The following is a 23983-nucleotide window of genomic DNA, read 5'->3' as shown; positions in this document are numbered from 1 at the left end:
TTATACTGTCATTGGATTTGGTTTGCTGATATCAACGCCGTACTTAGCAACTGCCTCGGCAACAATGCTTGCATCCATTTCACCTTCATCAACAAGTGCTTTCAAAGCAGTAATAGTAACATAATTCGCATTCACTTCAAAGAAATCTCTTAATGCTGCGCGCGAGTCTGAACGACCAAAGCCATCTGTGCCTAGCACTTCATAACGACCTGGAATATATTTGCGAACTTGTTCTGCATAGTTACGCATATAGTCGGTTGTAGCAACCACTGGGCCTTTTGTATTTGCCAAACATTGGGTGATATAAGGTACTTTTGGCGTGGCACTAAAACGATTTTCCCTGTCAATGGCTTGCGCTTCGCGCGTCAACTCATTGAAACTAGTCACCGACCAAACATTAGATTTTACTCCCCAGTCGTCTGCCAACATTTGTGCCGCTTTTTCAACCTCTCTAAGAATTGTACCACAACCCATTAATTGCACTTCTTTATCACCAGCGCCTACTTCTTTCAGTCGGTAAATACCTTTGATAATACCCTCTTCTGCCTCTGCTGGCATTTCTGGATGCGTATAAAGCTCGTTCATGGTGGTAATATAGTAAAAAATATTTTCATGATTTTCATACATTCTGTGCAGTCCACTACGCACAATTACCACCAATTCATAGCCATAAGTTGGGTCATAGGAAATGCAGTTTGGAATGGTGTTAGCAACAATGTGAGAATCACCGTCTTCATGCTGTAGGCCTTCACCGTTCAGCGTTGTACGACCTGCAGTGCCGCCGATTAAAAAACCTTTGGCTTGCATATCTCCTGCTGCCCAAATTAAATCACCAACGCGTTGAAAGCCAAATTTAGAGTAATAAATATAGAACGGAATCATTGTGGTATTGTGTGTTGCATAGGAAGTTGCAGCAGCAATCCAACCAGAAATCGCACCCGCTTCATTGATGCCTTCTTGTAATACTTGACCTTTTTTGTCTTCTTTGTACCACATCACTTTATCAGAATCTTCCGGTTGGTAAAGTTGACCTGAGGCAGAGTAAATACCCAGTTGCCTAAACAAACCTTCCATACCAAAAGTGCGCGCCTCATCAGGGATGATTGGCACTATTTTAGAGCCTAATTGCTTGTCACGCACCAATAAAGCCATAATACGATTAAGCACCATAGTGGTTGACATTTCACGATTGCCACTGGATTCTAATAAAGTCTTAAAAGTATCTAATTCAGGGGCTTTTAACGCTTCTAACTCAAACGAACGCACTGGCAATGAGCCGCCTAATTTTTGGCGTTGTGCATTCATATAAATCATTTCTTCACTGTCTTCTGCTGGCTTGTAGAAATTCAATTCTTTCACATCGGTTTCGGTGACTGGAATGTTGAAGCGTTCTGCAAATTTTGCCACCTGTTCAAGTCCAAGTTTTTTCTGTGAGTGTGTGGTGTTTTGACCTTCGCCCGCTTCGCCCATGCCATAACCTTTGACAGTTTTGGCAAGAATGACGGTTGGCTTGTCGCTGCATTCTTTGGCAGCGTTATAGGCTTGATAAACTTTGATTGGGTCATGCCCACCACGGTTTAAAGCGTAGATTTCATCATCACTCAGATGCGCAACCATTGCCAATAATTCTGGATATTTACCAAAGAAATGTTTACGCACATAAGCACCATCTTTGGCTTTATAAGCTTGGTATTCACCATCCACCACTTCTTCCATACGCTTTCTCAATAAGCCATTGGTGTCTTTTTCAAGCAACTTGTCCCATTCACCACCCCAAATCACTTTAAGCACATTCCAACCTGCACCGCGGAACATTCCCTCTAACTCTTGAATGATTTTACCGTTGCCACGCACTGGGCCGTCAAGGCGTTGGAGGTTGCAATTAATAACAAACACTAAATTATCAAGTTTTTCACGACCTGCCACAGAAATTGCACCTAAAGATTCTGGCTCATCCATTTCACCATCACCAAGATATGCCCAAACTGTGCGTTTATCAGTTTGCTTAATCTCACGATGGTGTAAATACTTCATAAAACGCGCTTGGTAAATTGCCATAATTGGACCCAAACCCATAGACACGGTTGGGAATTGCCAAAAATCTGGCATCAACCAAGGGTGTGGATAAGAACTTAAGCCATCTTTGCCCGCTTCTTGACGGAATAATAGCATTTGCGCCTCGGTAATACGACCTTCTAAGAATGCACGAGCGTAAATACCTGGCGAGATATGCCCTTGAAAAAAAATCAAATCTGCGCCCTGCTCAGCATCTGGACCACGATAAAAATGATTAAAACCGATTTCATACAAAGTCGCACTGGATGCAAATGATGCAATATGTCCGCCCAAATCATACGGCAACTGATTGGCCTTAACCACCATAACCATAGCATTCCAACGCACAATGGCAGAAATGCGTTCTTCAATATCAAGATTGATATTTGTGGCAATTTCTTTGTCTTTAGCAATCGAATTTAAATAAGCTGTATTAACACCAGTTGGCAAATCCATGCCTTCCTTATGCGCCATATCCATCAACTGATTAAGTAAAAACTTCGCACGATCATCGCCCTCTATACGAGCGACAGATTTAAAAGCTTCTAGCCATTCTTGGGTTTCTAAAGGATCCAGATCTTGAGTTGACATAAGTGTATTTTGTTTGAAAATAATCCCGTAATTATCCCAAATTTAGAAGATTAAAACACTTTACTTTACAAAATATTTTGTTAATAATAATACGCTAAAAAATCCACCAAAAGCGAAAGCGATTTGCGCAATTTCTTGATTGGGATAAAGACTGCCCCCGAGAATACTACCTGCGAACAATGCCAATAGCGGCACCATGTACAATTGAAAAGCGCGATAAAACAATTCTTGTGATGAAATTTCCAGGGTAACGAGATCACCCACTGTAACGCCAGCTTGCAAAGGTTTATTGAACACTGAATAATGGTCAAAATGCTTTGCCAAAATCCCCGTACCACAGCCACTATTAGCTGAGCAAGAATGACAACCCGATGAGCGATTGACTTTTAATTTCATCGTTTCGGTATGGATTTCAATAACTTCAAACTGTTCTTTCATTAAAATAGGGGGTTTATTTTTTACCTTATTATATCCGTATGTTAATCTCACAATCCATTTTTAAAGCCTACGACATTCGTGGCATCGTTAAAGAGGACTTAACCCCCGAAGTGGTTAAATTAATTGGTTTGGCAATCGGCTCTGAGTCCATTGCTTGTGGCGAACGCGGTGTCGTCGTTGGTCGTGATGGTCGTTTAAGTGGCTTAGGATTGATGGATGCACTCAAAGATGGACTAAAATCCAGTGGCTGTCATGTGGTTGATATTGGTATGGTGCCAACGCCGTTGGTATATTATTCGACTTACACCAAGGCTGCCAGCTCTGGGGTGATGATTACTGGTTCGCACAATCCGCCTGAGTACAACGGCTTTAAAATTATGATTGCTGGAGAGACGCTGTCAGGTGAACGCATCCAGGATTTGTATGAACGCATCCAGAGGCAAGACTTTTCCAAGGGGCACGGCACTTCAACCAAAGTGGACATAGAAGATGACTACATTGACCGTATTGTTGCTGATGTTAAATTAGACAAGCCCCTACATATCGTTGTAGATGCTGGTAATGGCGTGGCGGGAAATATTGCGCCTAAATTGTTCGAGCGCCTTGGCGTTAAGGTAAGTAAATTATTTTGTCTGGTTGATGGCACTTTCCCTAATCATCACCCCGACCCATCAAAAATGGCAAATTTAACAGATATCATTAAAGAAGTTAAAGCCACGGGTGCCGATATGGGCTTTGCCTTTGATGGCGATGGAGACCGTCTCGGGTTGATTGACAACAAAGGCAATGTGATTTGGGCAGACAGACAAATGATTCTATATGCTCGCGATATTCTTAGTCGCAATACAGGCGCTAAAATTGTGTTTGATGTGAAATGCTCGTCGCTGCTATCAAAAGATATTATTGAGCATGGTGGTGAGGCAATAATGTCACGCACAGGGCACAGCTTTATCAAGGCCAAACTCAAACAAACGGGCGCAGAACTTGGTGGTGAAATGAGTGGACACATCTTTTTCAAAGAACGCTGGTATGGCTTTGATGATGCACTTTACACCGGTGCAAGATTATTGGAAATACTTTCAAAAACTAACCAAACCTGTGAACAAGTATTTACTGACTTACCTGACAGCATTAACACCCCTGAAATTAACATTCATTTTGATAAACAAGGGCAGCAATTTAAAGCAATGGAAAAACTCAGCAGCAATGTTGATTTTAAAGGTGCGAAAATCACCACTATTGACGGTGTGCGTGTGGATTATGAAAATGGTTGGGGGCTTGTTCGCCCCTCTAATACAACGCCATGCTTGGTGTTGCGTTTCGAGGCAGATGATAAAAAAACTTTGACTGAAATTCAAGAAAAATTTAGAATTTGGCTAGGTAGTAACGGCGTTTCAACTGTGGACTTTTAATTTCATTAAATAACCAAACTGGCAAGCCCTAAAAAAGCCACAAAACCAATCACATCGGTAATCGTTGTTAAAATAACACCACCTGCAAGTGCAGGGTCAATTTTAAACCTAACCAGTAAAAGTGGTAAAAATGCACCTGAAAAAGCAGCAAAAATCAGGTTGGCAATAATCGCTAAAGCTATGATGGCACTTAATATCGCATCTGCAAACCACACATAAGTTGCTACGCCAATTACCAACGCCCAAATAATGCCATTCAAAACACCAATGGCCACTTCCCTACTCATTAATACTTTAAGATTAGAAGTTGTTACCCTGCCCGTGGAAATACCGCGGGTAACCAAAATTAAAGTTTGTGTGCCAGCAATACCGCCCATCGATGCCACCACCGGCATCAAGATAGCCAGAGCAATTTTTTCTTGTAAAGTGGCCTCGAACAATCCGATAAAAAATACCGCAATAAACACCGTTATCAAGTTCACACCCAGCCAAATACTACGGCGTTTGACGCTTTGCATTGCCGGCGCAAACACATCTTCTTCGCCATCAAGTCCTGCCATTGACATCACTGATTGTTCGGCATGTTCACGAATAACATCAACCACATCATCAATAGTAATACGACCAATTAATTGATTATTACTGTCAACCACAGGGGCAGAAATCAAGTCACGCTGCTCAAACAAATCAGCCACTTTTTTTTCTGTAGTATCAACAGGAATTGGGCGTAAATCTTTATTGATTAACGGCGCGATGTTTTGCTCGGCTTCATGGGTCAATAAAATAGAAATATGTATGGCACCAATGTATTGATAGTCATGGTCAACCACAAATATTTGGTCGGTGTCAATCGGCATCTCTTTTAATAGACGCAAATAACGAATCACAGTGCGCACACTAACATCATCACGAACAGTGATAATATCAATATTCATCAGACCGCCTGCAGTATCTTGAGGATAAGATAGCACGCGTTTTAGATATTCACGATGTTTATGATCAAGGGTTAACAATAAATTATGCAGGGCTGATTCAGGTAAGTTGGGAATAACATCTGCCAAATCATCCATGTCCAAGCCTTCGGTGGCTTTAACAATAGCGTCAACTTCCATTTCACTCAGTAGTTGTGTGCGAACATCTTCGCTTAAATCTTTAAGAATATCGCCCTGCGTTCCTGTATCAATATTGAGCCATAATTGCGTTCTGTCTTTTGGTGGTATCGCTTCTAATAGACGAGCGATTTCCGCCGAGTGTAAACTGGCAAGTTGCGTAGTGGCTTCTTCATACAAAGATGCCTCCAAAGATGACATTAATCTCTGGAGGCAATCTTCGAAAGAAGTATTTTCAACTTTCGACATAAACTTTCCTTAAAACTTGGGACTGCGCCCTAAAGCATTACTTCCTGTGGTTATTGATTTTTTCTTTGTGTTTTCTAACCTGTGCATCTAATTTATTAACCATTCGGTCAATCGAAACATACATATCATCACTTTCCGCTTTGGCAAATAAATCGGCGCCACTAACATGAATAGACGCTTCGGCTTTTTGCACATCCTTTTCAACTTCTAAAATCATATCGATATTAATCAAATGATCGAAGTGGTGTTTAATTTTGGACAGTTTTTCTTCTGCGTGTTGCTTGATTGCATCGGTAATGTCAAGATGATGACCTGAAATACTTAATTGCATAGATTCTCCTCGTTGTTGTTATATAAGTTTGTTACAATTTAATTGTGCCATAAAACCAAGTTACATAACCAAGTATTTAGTCAGTATTTTAATAAATAAAACCTTCACAAAAGTTGATTATAGACTATAATTATTGCTTTTTACATATTTACAAGATTTAGGAGAAAACGATATGGACGCAGTGAGCAAAGAAAGTAACGAGTTAAGTGCACAGAGAATTGCATTGCAAAACACTTTTAAAGTATTTAATGAAGAAAATGGCTTTAACTATGAAGAATGGGTTAATCCACCAGCAGGTCATTTCTACGAAGGATACAAGAAAGAGTTAGACGAAATTAACAATAAAATGGCGCCGCCTTTACAGTACCAATCATAATAAATCTTTGATTGACCAACAAAAGCCCCATTTTGGGGCTTTTGTGTTTTTAACGACAAACGCAAAAAAAATATGTCATACTTAATGTCAAATTACGCACCCCTTGCTGTTACTTTTGTTAAAGGTGAAGGCTGCATGTTAACATCAACACAGGGTGAGCAATACTTGGATGCCCTATCGGGTGTTGGCGTAGTTGGACTCGGGCATTGCCATCCAGATATTACTGCCGCCATTCAATTACAAGCAGGTGAATTATTACACACCAGTAATTGGTATCACATTCAACACCAAGAAACTTTGGCAAAAGAATTATGTATGGCAGCAAATATGGACAAGGCTTTCTTTGGTAATTCGGGTGCAGAGGCAAATGAAGCAGCGATTAAAATGACGCGCTTGCACGCTTATAGCAACAATATTAACCACCCAATCATCTTAACCGCCAATCAAAGTTTTCACGGTCGCACCATGGCAACGCTATCTGCAACAGGGAATCCAAAGGTACAAGCGGGCTTCTCACCATTAATCAGTGAATTTATCCATGTTGATTTTGATGATGTGGATGCGATTAAAGCACACACAGATAATGCCAGCGTTGTCGCTGTAATGCTTGAACCTATCCAAGGTGAAAGTGGCGTAATTGTACCGGCTGATGATTACCTTAATCAAGTGCAAAAGATCTGCCAAGCCAATAATTGGCTGTTGATTTTGGACGAAGTGCAAACGGGTATTGGACGCACGGGAAAGTTATTCGCTCACCAGTATAACGGTATCACCCCTGATATATTGACACTTGCCAAAGGCTTAGGCAATGGTGTACCAATTAGTGCTTGCTTAGCAAAAGGCAAAGCCGCAGAATTACTAACTGTAGGTACACATGGCTCTACTTTTGGTGGCAACCCTTTAGTCAGTAAAACTGCATTGGCAGTCCTTGATGTGATTAAAAAAGACAATATTCTTGATAATGTCAACACAATAAGCGCTTACTTGCTAGCAGGGCTGCAAGCTTTATCCTCAGATAAAATTGTTGAAATCCGCATTAAAGGGTTAATGATTGCCATCGAACTTAATCAAGATTGCACCGAGTTACTTAATGCAGCCCTGAAAAAGCATTTACTTATTAACATTACCGGGCGTTCTATCCGCTTATTACCTCCGCTAATCCTTAATCAAAACGAAGCGGATATCATCATCATCACCCTTGATGAATTACTAGGTGCTTTATAGCACAGGAAGGTTATATGAAACACTTTATTAACTTAGACGAGCTCTCAAACACGGATTTAAATCAAATCATTGACAATGCGATTGCACTGAAAAAAGAACATAAATCAGGTCAAATTAACAAGACATTGGAAAACAAAACCTTGGCAATGATTTTTGACAAATCTTCCACTCGTACCCGTGTTTCATTTGAGGCAGGCATGGCGCAACTCGGCGGACATGCTTTGTTCTTATCTAATCGTGACATTCAAATTGGTCGTGGCGAACCAACGACTGATACCGCGATTGTAATTGGCTCAATGGTAGATGCAATTATGATGCGTGTGTCTTCGCACGATGATATCATTACCTTCTCTAAAAATGCCAATGTACCTATCATCAACGCCCTATCCGACGAGTCTCACCCTTGTCAATTATTGGCAGATATGATGACCTACAAAGAACACAAGGGCAATATTAAAGGTAAAACAGTCGCGTGGATTGGTGATGGCAATAATATGTGCCACACCTATATGCAAGCGGCAAGCGTGTTTGGATTTAAGCTTAATATTGCCACCCCTATTGGCTACGAACCCAAACAGTCTTTTATTGACAAATATCAAGATTGCATTACCCTGCACACTGACGCAAAACTGGCGTGCAAAGGTGCTGATTTAGTCGTTACCGATGTTTGGGCGAGTATGGGTCAAGAACAGGAGCAAGCCAAACGCGAACTCGCCTTTGCAGATTTCCAAGTTGATGAAACCTTAATGGCAAATGCCAATACCAACGCCAGCTTTATGCACTGCCTCCCTGCCCACCGCGGCGAAGAGGTAAGCACTGATGTTATTGATGGCCCACAAAGTCTGGTCTGGGATGAGGCTGAAAATCGCCTTCATGCACAAAAAGCATTGTTACTTTATCTAATAAGCGACAATTAAAATATAGACAATCAATATGGTAAAATTTTAAAAGAAAGTAAGGGGTGTAATATGCATGAAAAATCAGAGTTTATATTTTGGATAACATTAGTTCTATATTTAATTACGCTATTTACAGTTTCATATGTTGGTGTATATTTAACATATATCGCCCTACCTATCATTATAATATCTGGATTTATTGCTTATGTCACAAGACCAAAAGATGAACAAAACACCTAACAAATCATTTCAGCAAGGTAAAATACTGAAATGGTTAACTTGTAAAGACGATTTAAAAACAGGTCCATGGAGAGCACTTTTGTTAATATCGCTTCCTTTCTTCCTTTCTTTCTTTATCTTATTGTGCCAGGGGTATTATTTTGGCTTTTAGTTAAAGGCGTATTGTGGGTAAAAAAAGGTTACGAAGACGAAGAATAATGAGAAAATGGGGACAAAAATGGGGACAGGCTACTTTTATGATAAAGTAGTATCACTTATCCCTGTTTATTCAAATTTTTCTAAAAAGTAGCCTGTCCCCATTTTTCTGTCCCCATTTTTCACCTTTCCCCATTTTTCACCCATTTTTCACTTAAGGCTTAAAATTAAGTTAGGGAATATTGTTGTGATAAAACCTCTTTTCATAATCATTGGGTGAATAATAACCAATCGTTGAATGACGCCTAATCTTGTTATAAAAAACTTCAATATATTCAAAGATACTGGATTTAGCCGCTGTCCTGGTTTGATGAATAATTGGGGTCAGTGTGTGATTAAATTAAATTTTAATAAAAAACAATAACTTATGACTATAAAACACCAAAATAATTAGGGTCAGAGAGTGATTTATTTAGCGGGTAAAAACCTTCTAAACGCATTTAACAAATACAAAACCACTATTCGTAGTAATTTTTTAGTGCTTCGTAAAACAACTTTATGCGGACTAAAAAATACCATCCATCGCAAACTTTCTGCCAAGCATCAATTTTTTTATTTGAACATCACAGTCCCGCTACCAAAGTATTTTAAATCATTCCAGCCGATCGCAATTCAAGCGTTAAACGGCGAACAATTTACTTTATCCAGCGCTTGATTGATTTCAAAATCAATAGCAGCAGATAAATAACAAGGGTGGCTATACCTAGTAGAAAAGAAAAAGCACCAATCGGCACCCACAGGGTTTCGTGTAATACACCTTGGGCATCTATATATTGTGGATAAAAAATCTGCTGAGCCAGCATAGAAATAATGGACAAACATAGAAAAAACAAAGAGACTGTTAAAAGTATGTTTTTAAAAAGTTTTTTCATCGTTTTACATCACCCAGTGGTAATTGCTTAATTTTACCAATAAGCAAATCTCTTTTTTGTACATCCATCTTGCTTAAGTATTTGACTGCTTGCTTACTGTATTTAATCTCCATGCTTGTATGGTAGCCTTACTTGCTTATTTGTCAAGTATTATTATGCTTATTTGTCAAGTATTATTTATTTGCACAAAGATAAGATACTATCTTTCAACAATTAAAGAAACTCAATAGGCAATCAGCATTCCGACTTCATTTGTGGGAATAGTAATACATCACGAATAGATGGCGAGTCGGTGAATAGCATGACCATACGGTCGATACCGATGCCCTCGCCTGCGGTTGGAGGCATGCCGTACTCTAGGGCGCGAATGTAGTCGGCATCGTAGTGCATGGCTTCGTCATCGCCGGCATCTTTTTCTTCAACTTGTTTACGGAAGCGTTCGGCTTGGTCTTCGGCGTCATTGAGCTCGGAGAAACCGTTGGCAATTTCACGACCACCGATGAACAACTCAAAGCGGTCGGTAATGAATGGGTTATCGTCGTTGCGACGAGCGAGTGGGGAAATTTCAGTTGGGTATTCGGTGATAAAAGTTGGCTGCATTAACCGCTCTTCTACCGTTGCGTCAAAAATTTCAATTTGAATTTTTCCCAGACCCCAGGCGTCTTTAACATCAATCCCTAATTTTTTGGCGGTGGCAGTGGCATTAACTTCGCTCAAGTCATCAGAGGATAAATCTGGGTTGTATTTAAGGATTGCATCAAAGACGCTGATGCGTTCAAAAGGTTTAGAAAAGTCAAATTCATCGCCTTGGTAATTAACGATTGCATTGCCACAAACATCAATAGCAACCCCTCTGAATAGATCTTCAGTAGTGTCCATTAAATCGTGGTAAGTAGCATAGGCTTGATAGAATTCGATGGTGGTAAACTCTGGGTTGTGACGGGTGGACAAGCCTTCGTTTCTGAAGCACCGATTGATTTCAAACACCCTATCCATACCACCGACGATGAGGCGCTTTAAGTATAACTCAGGGGCAATACGCAGAAACATTTGCATGTCTAATGAGTTGTGGTGCGTTTCGAACGGTTTGGCTGTCGCACCACCTGGGATACTGTGCAACATTGGCGTTTCGACTTCCATAAAGTCATTGCCATTGAAAAAATTACGGATGTAACTCACGATTTGACTGCGGCGTTTGAAAGTGTCACGAGCATCTTTGTTCATAATTAAATCAACATAGCGTTGACGATAACGAATTTCTTGGTCGCTGAGTCCGTGAAATTTTTCTGGCAATGGTCGTAGTGATTTTGTCAATAATTGGATTTCTTTGACACGCACGGACAACTCGCCGACTTGGGTTTTAAACAGCACACCTTTGACGGCAATAATATCGCCGATATCCCATTTTTTGAACTGTTCGTTATAAAAACCCTCAGGTAATTCGTCGCGGGTAACAAACAACTGAATTTGAGCACTGCTATCTTGAATATGCGCAAAACTTGCTTTACCCATCACCCGTTTAAGCATCATACGCCCTGCCATTGAAACTTCGACAGTTTTCTCATCTAGCTCTTCTTTAGAAAGTTGTCCATAAGATGCCGAAACATCTTTGGCAAAATCCTTCGGCTGAAAGTCATTAACAAATGGATTGCCTAACTCTCTCAAGGCGGCTAATTTTGACTTTCTTTCTGTTACTAACTTGTTATCTTCATTCATTTTTTATTCTTAAATTTATTATAATTTTATTACAAGATGGATATTTTACAAGCAAACGACAACAAAACTTTAACAGTGTGGCAATAGTATTCGCAAAATATCATAGCGAGCCTGATATAGATTATGATTTTTCAAAAGTTCTATTAAGCTTTGCATGTCATCTATTGAGTGGTTTTTAGGGTTATTAAATACACTAAGAGCTTGCATGGCGTCTAATTCGCTAGAGAGTTCGTGGTCAGACAAAAATTCTACTTGGGCATCAGTAGAAGTAGCGGGACCTTGAGCACAAAAATTAAAGGTAGATTTAGACTCTAAACTATTAAAAATAGTTTTGAAATAATACAGAGCACGAGGTAGATGAAATTTAGAAGTGATAATCTCAATATTTTTGATGGCGCTAAATTTATTACATTGACGCAGAATTATTTTTGAAAATAAGGCGTTAGCAATAGTATCCATAGATAAGGTTTCTAAAATAAATTCGTTTTTAATGCCAGATTTTTTGAGCTGACTGTGCATATAGTCACTCTCTGTCATATTAATATTAAAACCGCCACCACTTAACAAAATAGGAACGCTAGGATGTTGATTGGCAATCTGAATAGCATAAGATATACGCTTATCAAGACTGGGGCGGTTACAACCTAGAACAACAATTAAGTCTGGATGCTGACTAATGGCTTTGTCACCAATAATAGAATTAGACTTGAAATAATGGATATAAAAATTTAGTATGATCTTTTTTTGCTGGTTGAGGTGCGTTTGAGTTTTTTCAATAAGCATCTGCACAGTCTGGTAATTAGACTGAGTAAAGATCTTTGAAAATTGTTTGACTTGAGCAATATCATTGTTAAGTGTAACCAATGCAATGTCTAATGTATCGTTATCTAAGAGTTTTTGACATTTTTCGGGCGTATAAATGATGTCGTTGAATGAGGACAAATAGGTAATTAGCGTATTATTTTCTTGAATATTCATACTTTACTTAATGTGTTTCACGTTGCGCTTCTTGGCTTTCTAAATCCTGCTGTGCTAAGGATTTTGCCGTGGTTAAATCTTGTTCAGATTCTGCTATTTTGCCCATGCGTTTTAGTAAAATTCCTCGATTATAATAGGCTTGGTAAAAATTTGCATCTAATTCTATCGCTTTTGACAAATCTTTGTGTGCTAAATCGTCTTTTGCTAATTTTAAAAACGCATTGCCCCGATTGTAAATTGCGGCAATGTAATTTTCATCTAATTTTACCGCCTGCGTGTAAGCATCAATCGCTTCTTGCGTTTTTTCTAATCTATCATAGCAATTACCCAAATTATTAAACGCCCCGCTGTCCTTATTATTTAACGCTAATGCCTGCTCTAAATACGCAATTGCTGTTTCAAAATTTTCTTTTTCCTGTGCCATATACGCCAAACAAAAATAGGCTTCACTGCTGTTGGGATTGCTTTTAATCGCATTTGACATACTTTCAATTGCCAAATCATCATTGCCCTGCTGCTGATGTAAATTACCCAAACTCAAATAAGCATTCGCCTTTAAATCTTTATCTGCATCCTTGTGTTGAAGTAGCCCATTCCACGCCTGAATGGCTTTTGATAAATCCCCCGCCTTTTGATAACTATAGGCTTGCACCATTAAATCACTGAGTTCTTGTTCGCTGTTCATAATAAAGTAACAATCAATTTTCTGGTATTTTTGCCAGCACGATGTTCGTATAAATACAAACCTTGGAATTGTCCCAATGCCAATTTACCATTCATCACAGGAATGGTTTTGGCTTCACCCGTGAGAATAGATCGAATATGCCCTGACATATCAAAATCGCCTTCGTTATTGTGGCGATATTTTGGATTTGCGTCCGCTACATTTGCTTGAAAATAATCCTCAACATCCAGTAAAAGTTGCGGGTCTTCATTGCCAGTAATCATCAACGATGCTGAAGTGTGGGCAACAAATAGATGGCACAATTTTGCATTACCCTCTATCAATTCGTTCACTTGTTGCGTGATTTCAACGGCGCCACGACCGTTGGTACTGATGTGTAATTCACTCACTTTAATAACGCTTTGGCTTTACTGGTGTCGATTTTTTTCACTACTTTTCTGTTACCGAAATTGCGAATAAGAAGAAACAAGCCAAACGCTAAAAATACAAAAGGTAGTGACCATAATAGGTAGGTATTTTTATTAACAGGTGGCTTAAAGACAACAAAATTACCATATCGTGCCACCATAAAGTCACGAATATCGTCATTGCTTTTATCTGTCAAAATTAATTCTCTGACTTTTTCCCTTAAATCTTTAGCCAATCCCGCATTTGAGCCGCCGATACTCTGCCCTTGGCACACAGGACAACGAATTTCATCAATTAAAACACGATAACGACGCTCTTGCTGGGCATTAGAAAAACTATTCGCTTCAATACTTTCAGCATTAACTGGATTAATAAGCGCGAGTAACAGTAAAAATTGAATAAAATAACGCACAGTAAACCTCGTTCATTGAAAATAAATAATTTTAACCTATGCCACTAATCACGCTAGACAGTATTTCCCTTAATTTTTCTGAAAAACCAATTTTAAATGAAGTGAGCGCTACTATTTTAAAAGGCGATAAGATTGCACTCATTGGACGAAATGGCGAAGGAAAATCAACTTTTATGCGAGTGTTGGCAGGTGTGATTGAGCCTGATGATGGGAAATTAAAAGTTAAAAACGGGGTTAAGATTAGTTATTTAGAACAGACGCCACCTGAGGATGTTGATAAGAATTTATTTGATATTGTCGCTGAGGGACTAGGGGAAATTGGTGAGGTTTTAAGTCGGTATCGGTATTTGATGACTGAGGGGGAATCGGATAAGGCGATGGAGTTACAAGCCGATATTGACCGTTTGGACGGCTGGCAACATTTGCATAAAATTGAAAGTATGTTGAATCGCTTTACTTTGAAACCTGAGGCGATTTTATCCACGCTGTCTGGTGGCTGGCGACGACGAGTGATGTTGGCGCGTGCGTTAATTCAAGAGCCAAATGTTTTGTTGCTGGACGAGCCGACAAACCATATGGATATTACGGCAATTCTTGACTTGGAAAAAATGCTGAAAGATTATCATGGAACACTGGTTTTGATTAGTCACGACCGCTCTTTTGTGGCAGGGATTGTTAATAAAGTCTTTGACCTTGACCGCGGCAATTTGGCGGTGTTTGAATGCGGTTACAAGGCGTATGTCAAACGCAAGGATAATTTACTCAATTCAGAAGAGGTGGCAAACAAGCGATTTGATAAAAAACTTGCCCAGGAAGAAGTGTGGATTCGTCAAGGCATCAAGGCGAGAAGGACTCGCAATGAGGGGCGTGTACGCGCCTTAGAGGATATGCGTAGCAATTTTATTAATCGCCGTCAGAAGCAAGGAAAAGTCAAAATACATTCGGTAGCAGAGGATGAAAAACGCGCCTCTAAGCTGGTGTTTGAAGTTAAAAAAATGTCATATTCTATTGGCGATTTACAACTCATCAAAGAATTTTCTATGTTGGTTTTGAAAGGTGAAAAAATCGGCATTATCGGTGGCAATGGCTCAGGAAAATCCACCTTTATTAAATTATTATTAGACCAATTACAGCCGACCAGTGGCTCTATTCGTCGCTCTAAAACGATTAAGTTGGCGTATTTCGACCAAATGCGTGAACTGTTAGAGCCAAATATGAAAGCAATGGACTTTGTTTCTGGTGGCGCTGACCATATTAATATCGGTGGAAAAAGTAAGCATGTGATTGGTTATTTACGGCAGTTTTTGTTTACGGGAAAGCAAGCGATGGCACCGATTAAAATGTTTTCTGGTGGTGAAAAAAATCGCCTAATGTTGGCAAAAATTTTATCGCAACCTGCTAATTTATTGGTACTCGACGAACCAACTAACGACCTTGATGTGGAGACTTTAGAGTTACTTGAAGAAATGTTGGTGGAATATACCGGCACTTTGATTTTAATTTCACATGATAGGACTTTTTTAAATAATGTGGTTGGCTCTACTATCGTCATGGAAGGTGAGGGTGATATTCAGCAGTATGCTGGTGGTTATGACGATTATTTATTACAAAAACAGGACGATTTAGATAATACAACCAAAGTCAAAAATAAGCCGAAAGCGGTTAAAGAATCTAACAACATACCAAAGAAAAAACTATCCTATAAGCAGCAGCAAGAATTAGAAAAACTGCCTAAGAAAATCGAAAAAACAGAGATTGAAATTGGCGAAATACAACAACAATTATCCGACCCTGAGTTTTTCCAATTGCCTGAATCCCAAGATGCATTAATTCGCTTGGCAAGATTAGAATCCGATTTAGAGTGCTATTATGAAAAATGGAGTGAACTAGAATGATACCTTTAATTGTTGACTTGGATCGTACATTGATTAATACTGATTTATTATACGAATCTTCCAAAGGCGTGCTAGAGTCTCGCCCTTGGTTAATTTTGTTATTTCCCATCTGGTTTGCTCAAGGCAAGGGCTACCTCAAAGAACAATTGGTTAAACGCTTTGATATTGATGTCTCTAAACTACCCTACAATCAAACCACGATTGACTACATCAAAAAACGCAAAAAACAAGGTGACACAATTATTCTTGCCACTGCCTCGCACAAATTATATGCACTTGCTATTGCCAAACACCTTAAATTATTTAATGATGTCATGGCAAGCAATAAAAGCTTTAACCTATCTTCACACAATAAAGCCAACAGATTGATTGCGCGTTTCGGCAACAAAGGTTTTGACTATATGGGTGATCATAACCGTGATATTCCCGTGTGGGAAGCATCCAATTTAGCAATCTTAACCAATGTATCCGAAGCGTTAATTAAAAAAACTCAGCATTTGAATTGCTTGGTTTTATCTAAAAAGGACTAACCCCCTTCCACCAAGTGCGACAAAATCCCAAGTGTTAAATAAATCATACTAACTACCACCAAAGTCGCGGCAATGACTTTTGCAAGTCCAAGATTTTTACCTAAAATACGGTTACTGATAAACCATACAATATAAGCAATCACAAAAATAGTTATCAATACTCTAATTATCATCTTAACCTCGTAATTTTTCTACAATTTTAGTCGCTAATGCAAGACTGATGCCATTAACTTTTTGAATTTCGTTAACTGATGCTTTTTGTATTTCTTGCAAACCACCAAAATGATTAAGTAAAGCGCTGCGACGCTGCTTTCCTACGCCTTCAATACCCTCTAATGGAGAGGTTGTGCGTTTTTTTCCGCGTTTTTTACGATGGTTTTTAATGGCAAAACGGTGAGACTCATCGCGGATATGGTTGACCAACATTAAAGCCTGATCCTGTGGATGTAGGTTGATTTTTTGTGTTTTGCCATCTGTGACCATAATCAAAGTCTCAAGTCCAGCTTTCCTTCCCTCGCCTTTTGCCACGCCAACCAATTGAATGGATTCAATGCCGATGGAGTCCATCACCATAATCGCTTGATTAAGTTGCCCTAAGCCACCGTCAATGAAAACAATATCTGGCAATGGCTGCTTATCTTTGAGTAAACGAGAATAGCGTCGGAAAACGACTTGATTCATTGCCGCATAATCATCACCTGGGGTGATATTGTTAATATTAAATTGACGGTATCTTTTGACTTTTGGCAATCCTTTTTCAAACACCACACACGATGCAACTGTTGCCTCACCCATTGTATGGCTGATATCAAAGCACTCCATATAATTAGGCAGGGATTTAAGATTGAGGATTTTTTGTAGTTGTTCTAATTGTGAGCGTTTGGTGAATCTTGAGTTTAAATATTGCTTTAGATTTTCTTCGGCAGTCAGACTGGCAATTTTTAAAAAATGGCGTTTGTCTTTTTGCGGTGTGTCAATGATTTGTGTGGATAAGGCAGAGGCAATGATTTTTTTATCTACTAATTTTTCGTTGAGTAATAATTGTTTTGGCGTCTGTTTGCCTAAATAATATAACGGCAAAAAAGCGGATAAAACTTCTTTGAGCGCCTTACCCTTACTGTGTTTTGGAAAAATACATTCTTGTCCGATTTGCTTACCTGAACGCACAAACAGTACTTCAACAGCATGCGCGCCCTCCTGCGTGGCAATGCTCACCACATCCATATCACCCAAAGTTTGCGAACTATGCTGCTCTTGAATGGTGCGCAAACCAATCATTTGATCACGCAAGTGCGCTGCCAATTCGTAGTTTTTATTTTGAGCAGCCGCTTGCATTTTTTGCGACACATCTTCTAAAATTTGCACGCCTTTTCCTGATAAAAATAACCCCATCATTTTGACATCTTGCACATAATCTTCGTTGCTTATTTTGTTAACACAGGGCGCACTACACAAGCCAATTTGATATTCCAAGCAAGGCCTAGACCTTGAGCGATAGGTAGCATTTGCACATTGCCTAACTTTAAAAACTTTCTTTAGTAAATTGAGAGAATCACGCACAATATGTGCAGATGGATACGGCCCAAAATATTGGTATTTATTATTTTTGGTGCCGCGATAAAAGCCCACGCGCGGATGTTTGTCATTGCTGATATAAATGTAGGGGTAACTTTTTGCGTCTTTCAACAAAATGTTATATCTGGGTTTGTGCTGTTTAATCAATTCGTTTTCTAGTAATAACGCTTGAGTTTCAGTGTCGGTAATCACAGTTTCAAAAGTGTCAATATTACTCACTAATACCCTAGTTTTATCGTCTTGATGATTTTTAAAAAAATAATTAGACACGCGTTTTTTTAGGTTTTTTGCCTTACCAACATAAATCACTAGACCCTGCTTGTCTAGCATTTGATACACACCAGGTTGCGTGGTTAAATTTTTTAATTTTTCTTTAATTGACATCTGTGCAAAAGGTTAAAATAAATACAATTTTATTGTCTGTGAATTTCATAATGAAAAGAACATTAAAAACTTTACTCATTATATTGTCTATTTTATCTGCCAATGTATCTTTAGCGACAGAAAGCAACACCCCATTAAATGCAAAGGAATTAAATGATATTATTAACCCGCCAGGCGCAGCTGCGCTCAATATCATGGTTAATGCACTATCGTCACTTAAAGAACTTAGAAAACAAAATCGAGCCAATAATGAAAATGTTAAAACACTAATTAAAATCAAATTTTTACCCAATCTTGCGATAAATTATTCAACTCAACTAACATTAAAAAATCATTGGAGTAACCTCAGTAAAGAACAGAAATACCTTTTTCAACGCTACATTACACAGAGTTTAATCAAGGATTATGCAGGCTACCTAGGGGCTTATGAACAACTTGAGAGTATTAATATTTCTGTGAGTCCTAATATTAAGCGTAAAGATAATAAAGCAATTGTTAAATTACTGATTTCTTTTGATGGTAATCCAAAGCCTTTTAAGGTTACTTTAAATATGATTCACTTAGATCGTTGGCGTATCTACGATGTCAGGTTTTTAGGTGTCAGCATAATTAAGACTTACCAAGCACAATTTAACGCTTACATTAAACGCAAGGGGCTTGAGCGTTTGATTGAAAAAATCAGCAAAAAACTTGCAAAAGGCTAAGTTATGTATAAACTCGTTATTCAAGGAGGAAAACCCTTAAAAGGCACGCTCAAAGTTTCGGGTTCAAAGAACTCATCCTTACCTATCTTATTTGCCTCTATCTTGGCAGATACGCCTATCACACTAAACAACACACCGCAGCTTAGCGACATATCTACCACTTTGAGGTTGTTGTCCAGTATGGGCAGTGAATGGATTTTAGAGTCTGATTCCTCGTTATTTGTAGATTCCTCAACGCTCACCAACTTGACAGCGGATTATGACTTGGTTAAAACCATGCGTGCTTCTATTTTAGTGCTAGGCCCAATGCTCGCTAAGTATGGCAAAGCCAAAGTATCGTTGCCGGGCGGTTGTGCGATTGGCACTCGCCCTGTTAACCTTCACTTGCAAGCCTTGGAAAAATTAGGGGCAAATATTGAAGTTAGAAATGGCTACATTTATGCAAAAACAAAAGGATTAATTGGCACAGAGATTCACTTCGAACAAATTTCTGTAACTGCCACAGAAAATATCATTATGGCAGCAACACTTGCCAAAGGTCTGACCACAATCAGTAATGCCGCTCAAGAACCAGAAATTTCTGATCTGTGTCAATGTTTGAATAAAATGGGGGCAAAAATCACAGGCATAGGTACCTCGGTCCTTAACATTAAAGGGGTAAAAAATTTAAATGGAATTCAATACTCAGTATGTCCAGATCGTATCGAATCTGCCACTTACTTGGTGGCTGCTGCAATCACAAGGGGGGCTGTTACTGTTAAAAATACCAACCCACAAGTGATGCATGCGGTACTTGAAAAACTGATTGAAATTGGTGCAAATATAAAAACCGATAAAAATTCAATCACATTGGATATGGAAGGTAAACGCCCAAAGGCTGTGAATATTAAGACCAGTACCTATCCAAACTTCCCGACCGACATGCAGGCACAATTTACGGCATTAAATACCATTGCAGAGGGCCATAGTGTTATTACTGAAAACATCTTTGAAAACCGCTTTATGCACATTCCTGAGCTTATACGCATGGGTGCCGACCTAACTTTAGAAGGTAACACAGTGGTTTGTAAAGGCGTAAAATCACTCACGGGCGCACATTTAATGGCAACCGACCTTCGTGCTTCTGCATCACTAGTATTGGCAGGGTTGGCAGCCAAAGGAACGACCACTATTGAGCGCGTTTATCACCTTGATCGTGGCTATGAAACTATTGAAGAAAAACTAAAATTACTCGGTGCTGATATTGAACGAGTACAGGACTAAAAAAAACTATGTTAACAATCGCATTATCCAAAGGTAGAATTCTTGAGCAAACCTTACCATTATTAGAAAAATCAGGGTTAAAGATTGCCGATGAAGAGCTGAATTCTAGAAAACTTATTCTTGACACTAACAATGACGATATCAAGGTAATTGTTATTCGTGCCACTGATGTACCTGTGTTTGTTCAGCATGGTGCGGCAGATTTTGGCATTGCTGGCAAAGATGTGTTACTTGAACATGGTGCCGATGGCTTATTGGAATTATTAGATTTAGGTATTGCCAAATGCAAATTAATGGTTGCTGCCAGTGAGAAAAAGAAATTAGAGCAAGATACTTTGAAAATTGCGACCAAATATGTCAATTCAGCTAAGCATTATTTTGAAGCTAAGGGTCAACAAATCGAAATCATCAAATTGTATGGCGCGATGGAGCTTGCCCCTGTAGTGGGTCTGGCGCATTGCATTGTTGACTTGGTGGATACAGGCAATACACTTAAGGCTAACGGCTTAGTACCACTTGAACATATCATTGATATTAGTTCTCGTTTAGTGGTGAATGCTGCGTCATTCAAAACCAAAAATGCAGAAATAAAATCCTGGATTGATAGCATTGAGAAAAATCTATGATTACCAATCTTAATTCCACTCAACCTAATTTTCAAGAAAAACTCTCTAAATTATTGGCCTGGGAAAGTGTTTCTAATGCAGATATTGCAAAAACGGTTGATGAAATTCTTGCCGATATTAAAAGCAATGGCGATACGGCATTAATTCACTATAGTGTTAAATTTGATGGTATTACTGCCGATACAATGGCAGATTTAACCATTGACCTGCCAGCACTAAAAGAGGCCTACGAAACCTTAAATGAAAAAGAAAAAAAAGCACTCACCATTGCAGCCGATAGAGTGCGTAATTATCACCAAAAACAAGTGCAAAAAACTTGGACTTATACCGATGATGATGGCACAATGTTAGGGCAAAAAATCACCCCACTTGACCGTGTTGGTTTGTATGTCCCTGGTGGTAAAGCCGCCTATCCTTCTTCGGTATTAATGAACGCCATCCCTGCCAAAGTAGCTGGTGTGGAAGAGTTAATTATGGTGGTGCCAACCCCGAATGGAGTCATTGTTCAATTAGTATTGGCAGCTGCTTATATTTCAGGTGTCACTCGCGTCTTTACCGTTGGTGGTGCCCAAGCGATTGCAGCACTTGCTTATGGCACAGAAACTGTGCCAAGAGTCGATAAGATTGTTGGACCAGGTAATATTTATGTTGCCACCGCTAAACGCGTCGTCTTTGGTCAAGTTGGCATTGATATGATTGCTGGTCCGAGTGAAATTTTAATCATCTGCGATGGTAAAACAAATCCAGATTGGATTGCCATGGACTTATTCTCACAAGCTGAACACGATGAAGATGCGCAATCTATTTTGCTATGTCCAGACGCAGATTTCATTAAAAAAGTTGAAGCAAGTATCAAAAAATTATTACCAACCATGAATAGGAAAGATATTATTGCCGCCGCCCTTAAAGACCGTGGCGCCTTAATCCAAACCAAAGATATAGCAGAGGCAATTACACTTTCAAATCAAATTGCCCCTGAGCATTTAGAACTCTCCGTTGAAAATCCAAAATCCATGCTTGATGATATTAAGCACGCTGGCGCAATCTTTATGGGTAGAAACACTTGTGAATCTTTGGGTGATTATTGTGCGGGACCTAACCATGTGTTACCTACCTCAGGTACTGCACGCTTCTCATCACCGTTGGGTGTTTACGATTTTCAAAAGAAATCCAGTTTAATTATGGTATCTGACGAAGGTGCCACTCTATTGGGTGAAGTCGCCGCAACCCTTGCTGATGGCGAAGGATTGCAAGCTCACGCTCAATCTGCTCGTTATCGTATTAAATAATCAATAGATTTTGACTATTTTATTTTTTACACGGGCTTTACCTGTGTAAAAATTAAAAAGGAAATTTATTTCCACCACCCATTCCAGGTAGTTTCATAGCTGACAAGTCTGGTGTTCCACCACCAGAGCCACCTTGCAACCCCGACATTTTAGCCATCATTTTTTGCATTTTTCCACCACTCATTTTCTTCATTTGCTTTTGCATTTTCTCGAATTGCTTGAGTAGTTTGTTAATGTCTTGTGGTTGAGTGCCAGAGCCTCGGGCAATGCGATTTTTTCGTGAACCTTTGACGAGTTTACTGTGCGTGCGTTCTTTTGGGGTCATTGAGTTAATAATAGCAACCATTTTTTTGGTTTCAACAGCACCCATCATTTGATTTTTAACATTTTGTGGGATTTGCCCCATACCTGGCATTTTTTCCATTAAGGCTTCCATGCCACCCATTTGTTCCATTTGCAATAATTGCTCACGCATATCTTCTAAATCAAATTGACCTTTTGCCATTTTTTTGGCAGATTTTTGTGCTTTTTTCTGGTCAATTTTTTGCTCAATGTCTTCAATCAACGACATTACATCACCCATACCCAGTAAGCGAGACACGATTCTATCTGGATGGAACGGCTCTAAAGCATCAACCTTTTCACCAACGCCTAAAAACTTAATCGGTTTACCGGTAATATAACGAACAGATAAGGCAGCGCCACCCCTGGCATCACCATCAGTTTTAGTGAGAATAATACCAGTCAGTGGCAATGCATCGGCAAAGGCTTTAGCAGTATGCGCTGCATCTTGACCTGTCATTGAATCAACCACAAATAGTGTTTCAATCGGATTAACAGCTTTTTGCAAAGCTTGAATCTCAATCATCATCTCGCTGTCAATATGTAAACGACCTGCGGTGTCCACCAAAAGCACATCGAAGAATTGTTTTTGTGCGTGTTTTTTAGCACTGTTAACAATGTCTTTTGGTTTGTCATTAATACTGGATGGGAAAAATTCAACACCCACTTGTTTGGACAAAACTTCCAATTGCTGAATAGCCGCAGGACGATAAACATCAGCGCTAACAACCAATACTTTTTTATTCTCGCGCTCTTTTAAATAGCGGGCTAATTTAGCAATGGAAGTGGTTTTACCTGCACCTTGCAAGCCCGCCACCATAACGACTGCAGGTGGTTGCGCTCTTAAATCTAAGGTTTTGTTTTCACCACCGATAATTTCAGTAAGTTCTTGTTCAATAAGCTTAATAAAGGCTTGCGATGGATTGAGACCTTCACCAACCTTAAGTCCTAATGCTTTTTCTTGAACCTTATGAAGAAATACCTTAACGACTTCAAGAGCGACATCCGCTTCCAATAAGGCACGACGCACCTCACGGATGGCATCTTTAATATTGGATTCAGAGAGTTTGTTCTTACCCCGTAAGGCTTTAAAACTATTGGATAGGCGCTGAGTTAAATTATCAAACATTTTTATAATTCATAGAAATAAAGTGTATATTATAATGTCTCACATTCATTCAACAA

The 23983-nt window shown here is 39.2% G+C and carries 24 protein-coding genes and 1 pseudogene; 11 read left to right on the top strand and 14 right to left on the bottom strand.

Annotation, left to right across the window (positions count from 1 at the left end):
* Window positions 1-2646 carry a pyruvate dehydrogenase (acetyl-transferring), homodimeric type gene (aceE, locus tag BSEPE_RS04215; protein WP_066044443.1) on the bottom strand — a complete coding sequence of 882 codons (2646 nt, stop codon included), beginning with the start codon at window positions 2644-2646 and terminating at the stop codon, window positions 1-3.
* 60 nt (window positions 2647-2706) lie between these two features.
* A complete protein-coding gene (locus tag BSEPE_RS04210) occupies window positions 2707-3084 on the bottom strand; it encodes a SoxR reducing system RseC family protein (protein WP_066044441.1) in 378 nt (125 codons plus the stop codon).
* Window positions 3085-3122: 38 nt separating this feature from the next.
* On the opposite strand from BSEPE_RS04210, the gene BSEPE_RS04205 reads away from it, so the two are divergent.
* A complete protein-coding gene (locus BSEPE_RS04205; protein ID WP_066044439.1) occupies window positions 3123-4496 on the top strand; it encodes a phosphomannomutase/phosphoglucomutase in 1374 nt (457 codons plus the stop codon).
* 5 nt (window positions 4497-4501) lie between these two features.
* On the opposite strand, the gene mgtE is transcribed toward BSEPE_RS04205, so the two are convergent.
* Both mgtE and hpf read right to left on the bottom strand, forming a co-directional pair.
* Window positions 4502-5854: a magnesium transporter gene (gene mgtE / locus BSEPE_RS04200; protein WP_066044437.1), complete on the bottom strand. Its 1353-nt coding sequence runs from the start codon at window positions 5852-5854 to the stop codon at window positions 4502-4504.
* Between the two features lie 37 nt (window positions 5855-5891).
* A complete protein-coding gene (gene hpf, locus BSEPE_RS04195) occupies window positions 5892-6185 on the bottom strand; it encodes a ribosome hibernation-promoting factor, HPF/YfiA family (protein WP_066044435.1) in 294 nt (97 codons plus the stop codon).
* 172 nt (window positions 6186-6357) lie between these two features.
* Here hpf and BSEPE_RS04190 point away from each other — a divergent pair, with 172 nt between their 5' ends.
* The 3 genes from BSEPE_RS04190 (at window position 6358) to argF (ending at window position 8702) form a co-directional block, all read left to right on the top strand.
* The gene (locus BSEPE_RS04190) at window positions 6358-6561 is read left to right on the top strand and encodes a hypothetical protein (RefSeq protein WP_066044433.1); all 204 of its coding nucleotides are present in this window, start codon (window positions 6358-6360) and stop codon (window positions 6559-6561) included.
* A 72-nt stretch (window positions 6562-6633) separates the two neighbouring features.
* On the top strand, window positions 6634-7785 hold the full coding sequence (locus BSEPE_RS04185; protein WP_066044431.1) for an aspartate aminotransferase family protein: 1152 nt from the start codon (window positions 6634-6636) through the stop codon (window positions 7783-7785).
* A 14-nt stretch (window positions 7786-7799) separates the two neighbouring features.
* Window positions 7800-8702 carry an ornithine carbamoyltransferase gene (gene argF / locus BSEPE_RS04180; RefSeq protein WP_066044430.1) on the top strand — a complete coding sequence of 301 codons (903 nt, stop codon included), beginning with the start codon at window positions 7800-7802 and terminating at the stop codon, window positions 8700-8702.
* 589 nt (window positions 8703-9291) lie between these two features.
* Here argF and BSEPE_RS07885 read toward each other — a convergent pair.
* Window positions 9292-9429, bottom strand: a pseudogene (locus tag BSEPE_RS07885) (IS3 family transposase); the annotation flags it as partial.
* 93 nt (window positions 9430-9522) lie between these two features.
* Here BSEPE_RS07885 and BSEPE_RS04175 point away from each other — a divergent pair.
* A complete protein-coding gene (locus BSEPE_RS04175) occupies window positions 9523-9774 on the top strand; it encodes a hypothetical protein (protein ID WP_066044429.1) in 252 nt (83 codons plus the stop codon).
* Here BSEPE_RS04175 and BSEPE_RS04170 read toward each other — a convergent pair.
* From BSEPE_RS04170 to BSEPE_RS04145, 6 genes are all read right to left on the bottom strand, one after another.
* Complete coding sequence (locus BSEPE_RS04170) at window positions 9755-9991, bottom strand: DUF3955 domain-containing protein (protein ID WP_066044427.1); 237 nt, start codon at window positions 9989-9991, stop codon at window positions 9755-9757. The two genes, BSEPE_RS04175 and BSEPE_RS04170, sit on opposite strands and share 20 nt — an antisense overlap.
* A gap of 234 nt (window positions 9992-10225) precedes the next feature.
* On the bottom strand, window positions 10226-11707 hold the full coding sequence (lysS, locus tag BSEPE_RS04165; RefSeq protein WP_066044426.1) for a lysine--tRNA ligase: 1482 nt from the start codon (window positions 11705-11707) through the stop codon (window positions 10226-10228).
* 69 nt (window positions 11708-11776) lie between these two features.
* Entirely contained in the window at window positions 11777-12685 is a 909-nt protein-coding gene (locus BSEPE_RS04160) for a YdcF family protein (RefSeq protein WP_066044423.1), read from the bottom strand.
* A gap of 7 nt (window positions 12686-12692) precedes the next feature.
* Window positions 12693-13370: a tetratricopeptide repeat protein gene (locus BSEPE_RS04155; RefSeq protein WP_066044421.1), complete on the bottom strand. Its 678-nt coding sequence runs from the start codon at window positions 13368-13370 to the stop codon at window positions 12693-12695.
* Window positions 13367-13759, bottom strand: coding sequence for a secondary thiamine-phosphate synthase enzyme YjbQ (locus tag BSEPE_RS04150; protein ID WP_066044419.1), 393 nt, complete (start codon window positions 13757-13759; stop codon window positions 13367-13369). The genes BSEPE_RS04155 and BSEPE_RS04150 overlap by 4 nt, the downstream gene beginning before the upstream one ends.
* The gene (locus BSEPE_RS04145; RefSeq protein WP_066044417.1) at window positions 13756-14190 is read right to left on the bottom strand and encodes a cytochrome c-type biogenesis protein; all 435 of its coding nucleotides are present in this window, start codon (window positions 14188-14190) and stop codon (window positions 13756-13758) included. The genes BSEPE_RS04150 and BSEPE_RS04145 overlap by 4 nt, the downstream gene beginning before the upstream one ends.
* Window positions 14191-14228: 38 nt before the next feature.
* On the opposite strand from BSEPE_RS04145, the gene BSEPE_RS04140 reads away from it, so the two are divergent.
* Together BSEPE_RS04140 and BSEPE_RS04135 are read left to right on the top strand one after the other, a co-directional pair.
* Window positions 14229-16085, top strand: coding sequence for an ATP-binding cassette domain-containing protein (locus tag BSEPE_RS04140; protein ID WP_066044414.1), 1857 nt, complete (start codon window positions 14229-14231; stop codon window positions 16083-16085).
* Entirely contained in the window at window positions 16082-16615 is a 534-nt protein-coding gene (locus BSEPE_RS04135; RefSeq protein WP_066044412.1) for a haloacid dehalogenase-like hydrolase, read from the top strand. The genes BSEPE_RS04140 and BSEPE_RS04135 overlap by 4 nt, the downstream gene beginning before the upstream one ends.
* Here the strand turns inward: BSEPE_RS04135 and BSEPE_RS08010 are convergent.
* The gene (locus tag BSEPE_RS08010; protein WP_157059384.1) at window positions 16612-16788 is read right to left on the bottom strand and encodes a hypothetical protein; all 177 of its coding nucleotides are present in this window, start codon (window positions 16786-16788) and stop codon (window positions 16612-16614) included. The two genes, BSEPE_RS04135 and BSEPE_RS08010, sit on opposite strands and share 4 nt — an antisense overlap.
* 1 nt (window position 16789) lies before the next feature.
* Window positions 16790-18574 carry an excinuclease ABC subunit UvrC gene (gene uvrC / locus BSEPE_RS04130; protein WP_066044409.1) on the bottom strand — a complete coding sequence of 595 codons (1785 nt, stop codon included), beginning with the start codon at window positions 18572-18574 and terminating at the stop codon, window positions 16790-16792.
* Window positions 18575-18624: 50 nt separating this feature from the next.
* Here uvrC and BSEPE_RS04125 point away from each other — a divergent pair, with 50 nt between their 5' ends.
* Genes BSEPE_RS04125 through hisD form a run of 4 tightly spaced genes read left to right on the top strand, consistent with a single transcriptional unit; the run spans window position 18625 to window position 22456 of the window.
* Complete coding sequence (locus tag BSEPE_RS04125) at window positions 18625-19278, top strand: MlaC/ttg2D family ABC transporter substrate-binding protein (RefSeq protein ID WP_066044408.1); 654 nt, start codon at window positions 18625-18627, stop codon at window positions 19276-19278.
* Between the two features lie 3 nt (window positions 19279-19281).
* A complete protein-coding gene (murA, locus tag BSEPE_RS04120; RefSeq protein ID WP_066044406.1) occupies window positions 19282-20541 on the top strand; it encodes a UDP-N-acetylglucosamine 1-carboxyvinyltransferase in 1260 nt (419 codons plus the stop codon).
* 8 nt (window positions 20542-20549) lie between these two features.
* Window positions 20550-21167: an ATP phosphoribosyltransferase gene (gene hisG / locus BSEPE_RS04115; protein WP_066044404.1), complete on the top strand. Its 618-nt coding sequence runs from the start codon at window positions 20550-20552 to the stop codon at window positions 21165-21167.
* Window positions 21164-22456, top strand: a complete 1293-nt coding sequence (hisD, locus tag BSEPE_RS04110) for a histidinol dehydrogenase (protein WP_066044401.1) — start codon at window positions 21164-21166, stop codon at window positions 22454-22456. Before hisG ends, hisD begins: the two co-directional genes overlap by 4 nt.
* A 52-nt stretch (window positions 22457-22508) precedes the next feature.
* Here the strand turns inward: hisD and ffh are convergent, their stop codons facing one another.
* The gene (ffh, locus tag BSEPE_RS04105; protein ID WP_066044400.1) at window positions 22509-23927 is read right to left on the bottom strand and encodes a signal recognition particle protein; all 1419 of its coding nucleotides are present in this window, start codon (window positions 23925-23927) and stop codon (window positions 22509-22511) included.
* Window positions 23928-23983 lie beyond the last annotated feature (56 nt).

The sequence above is a fragment of the endosymbiont of Bathymodiolus septemdierum str. Myojin knoll genome (assembly GCF_001547755.1).
GTDB lineage: Bacteria > Pseudomonadota > Gammaproteobacteria > PS1 > Pseudothioglobaceae > Thiodubiliella.
The sequence above is the reverse complement of the archived record's forward strand: the minus strand, read 5'-3'. Positions and strand labels throughout refer to the sequence as shown.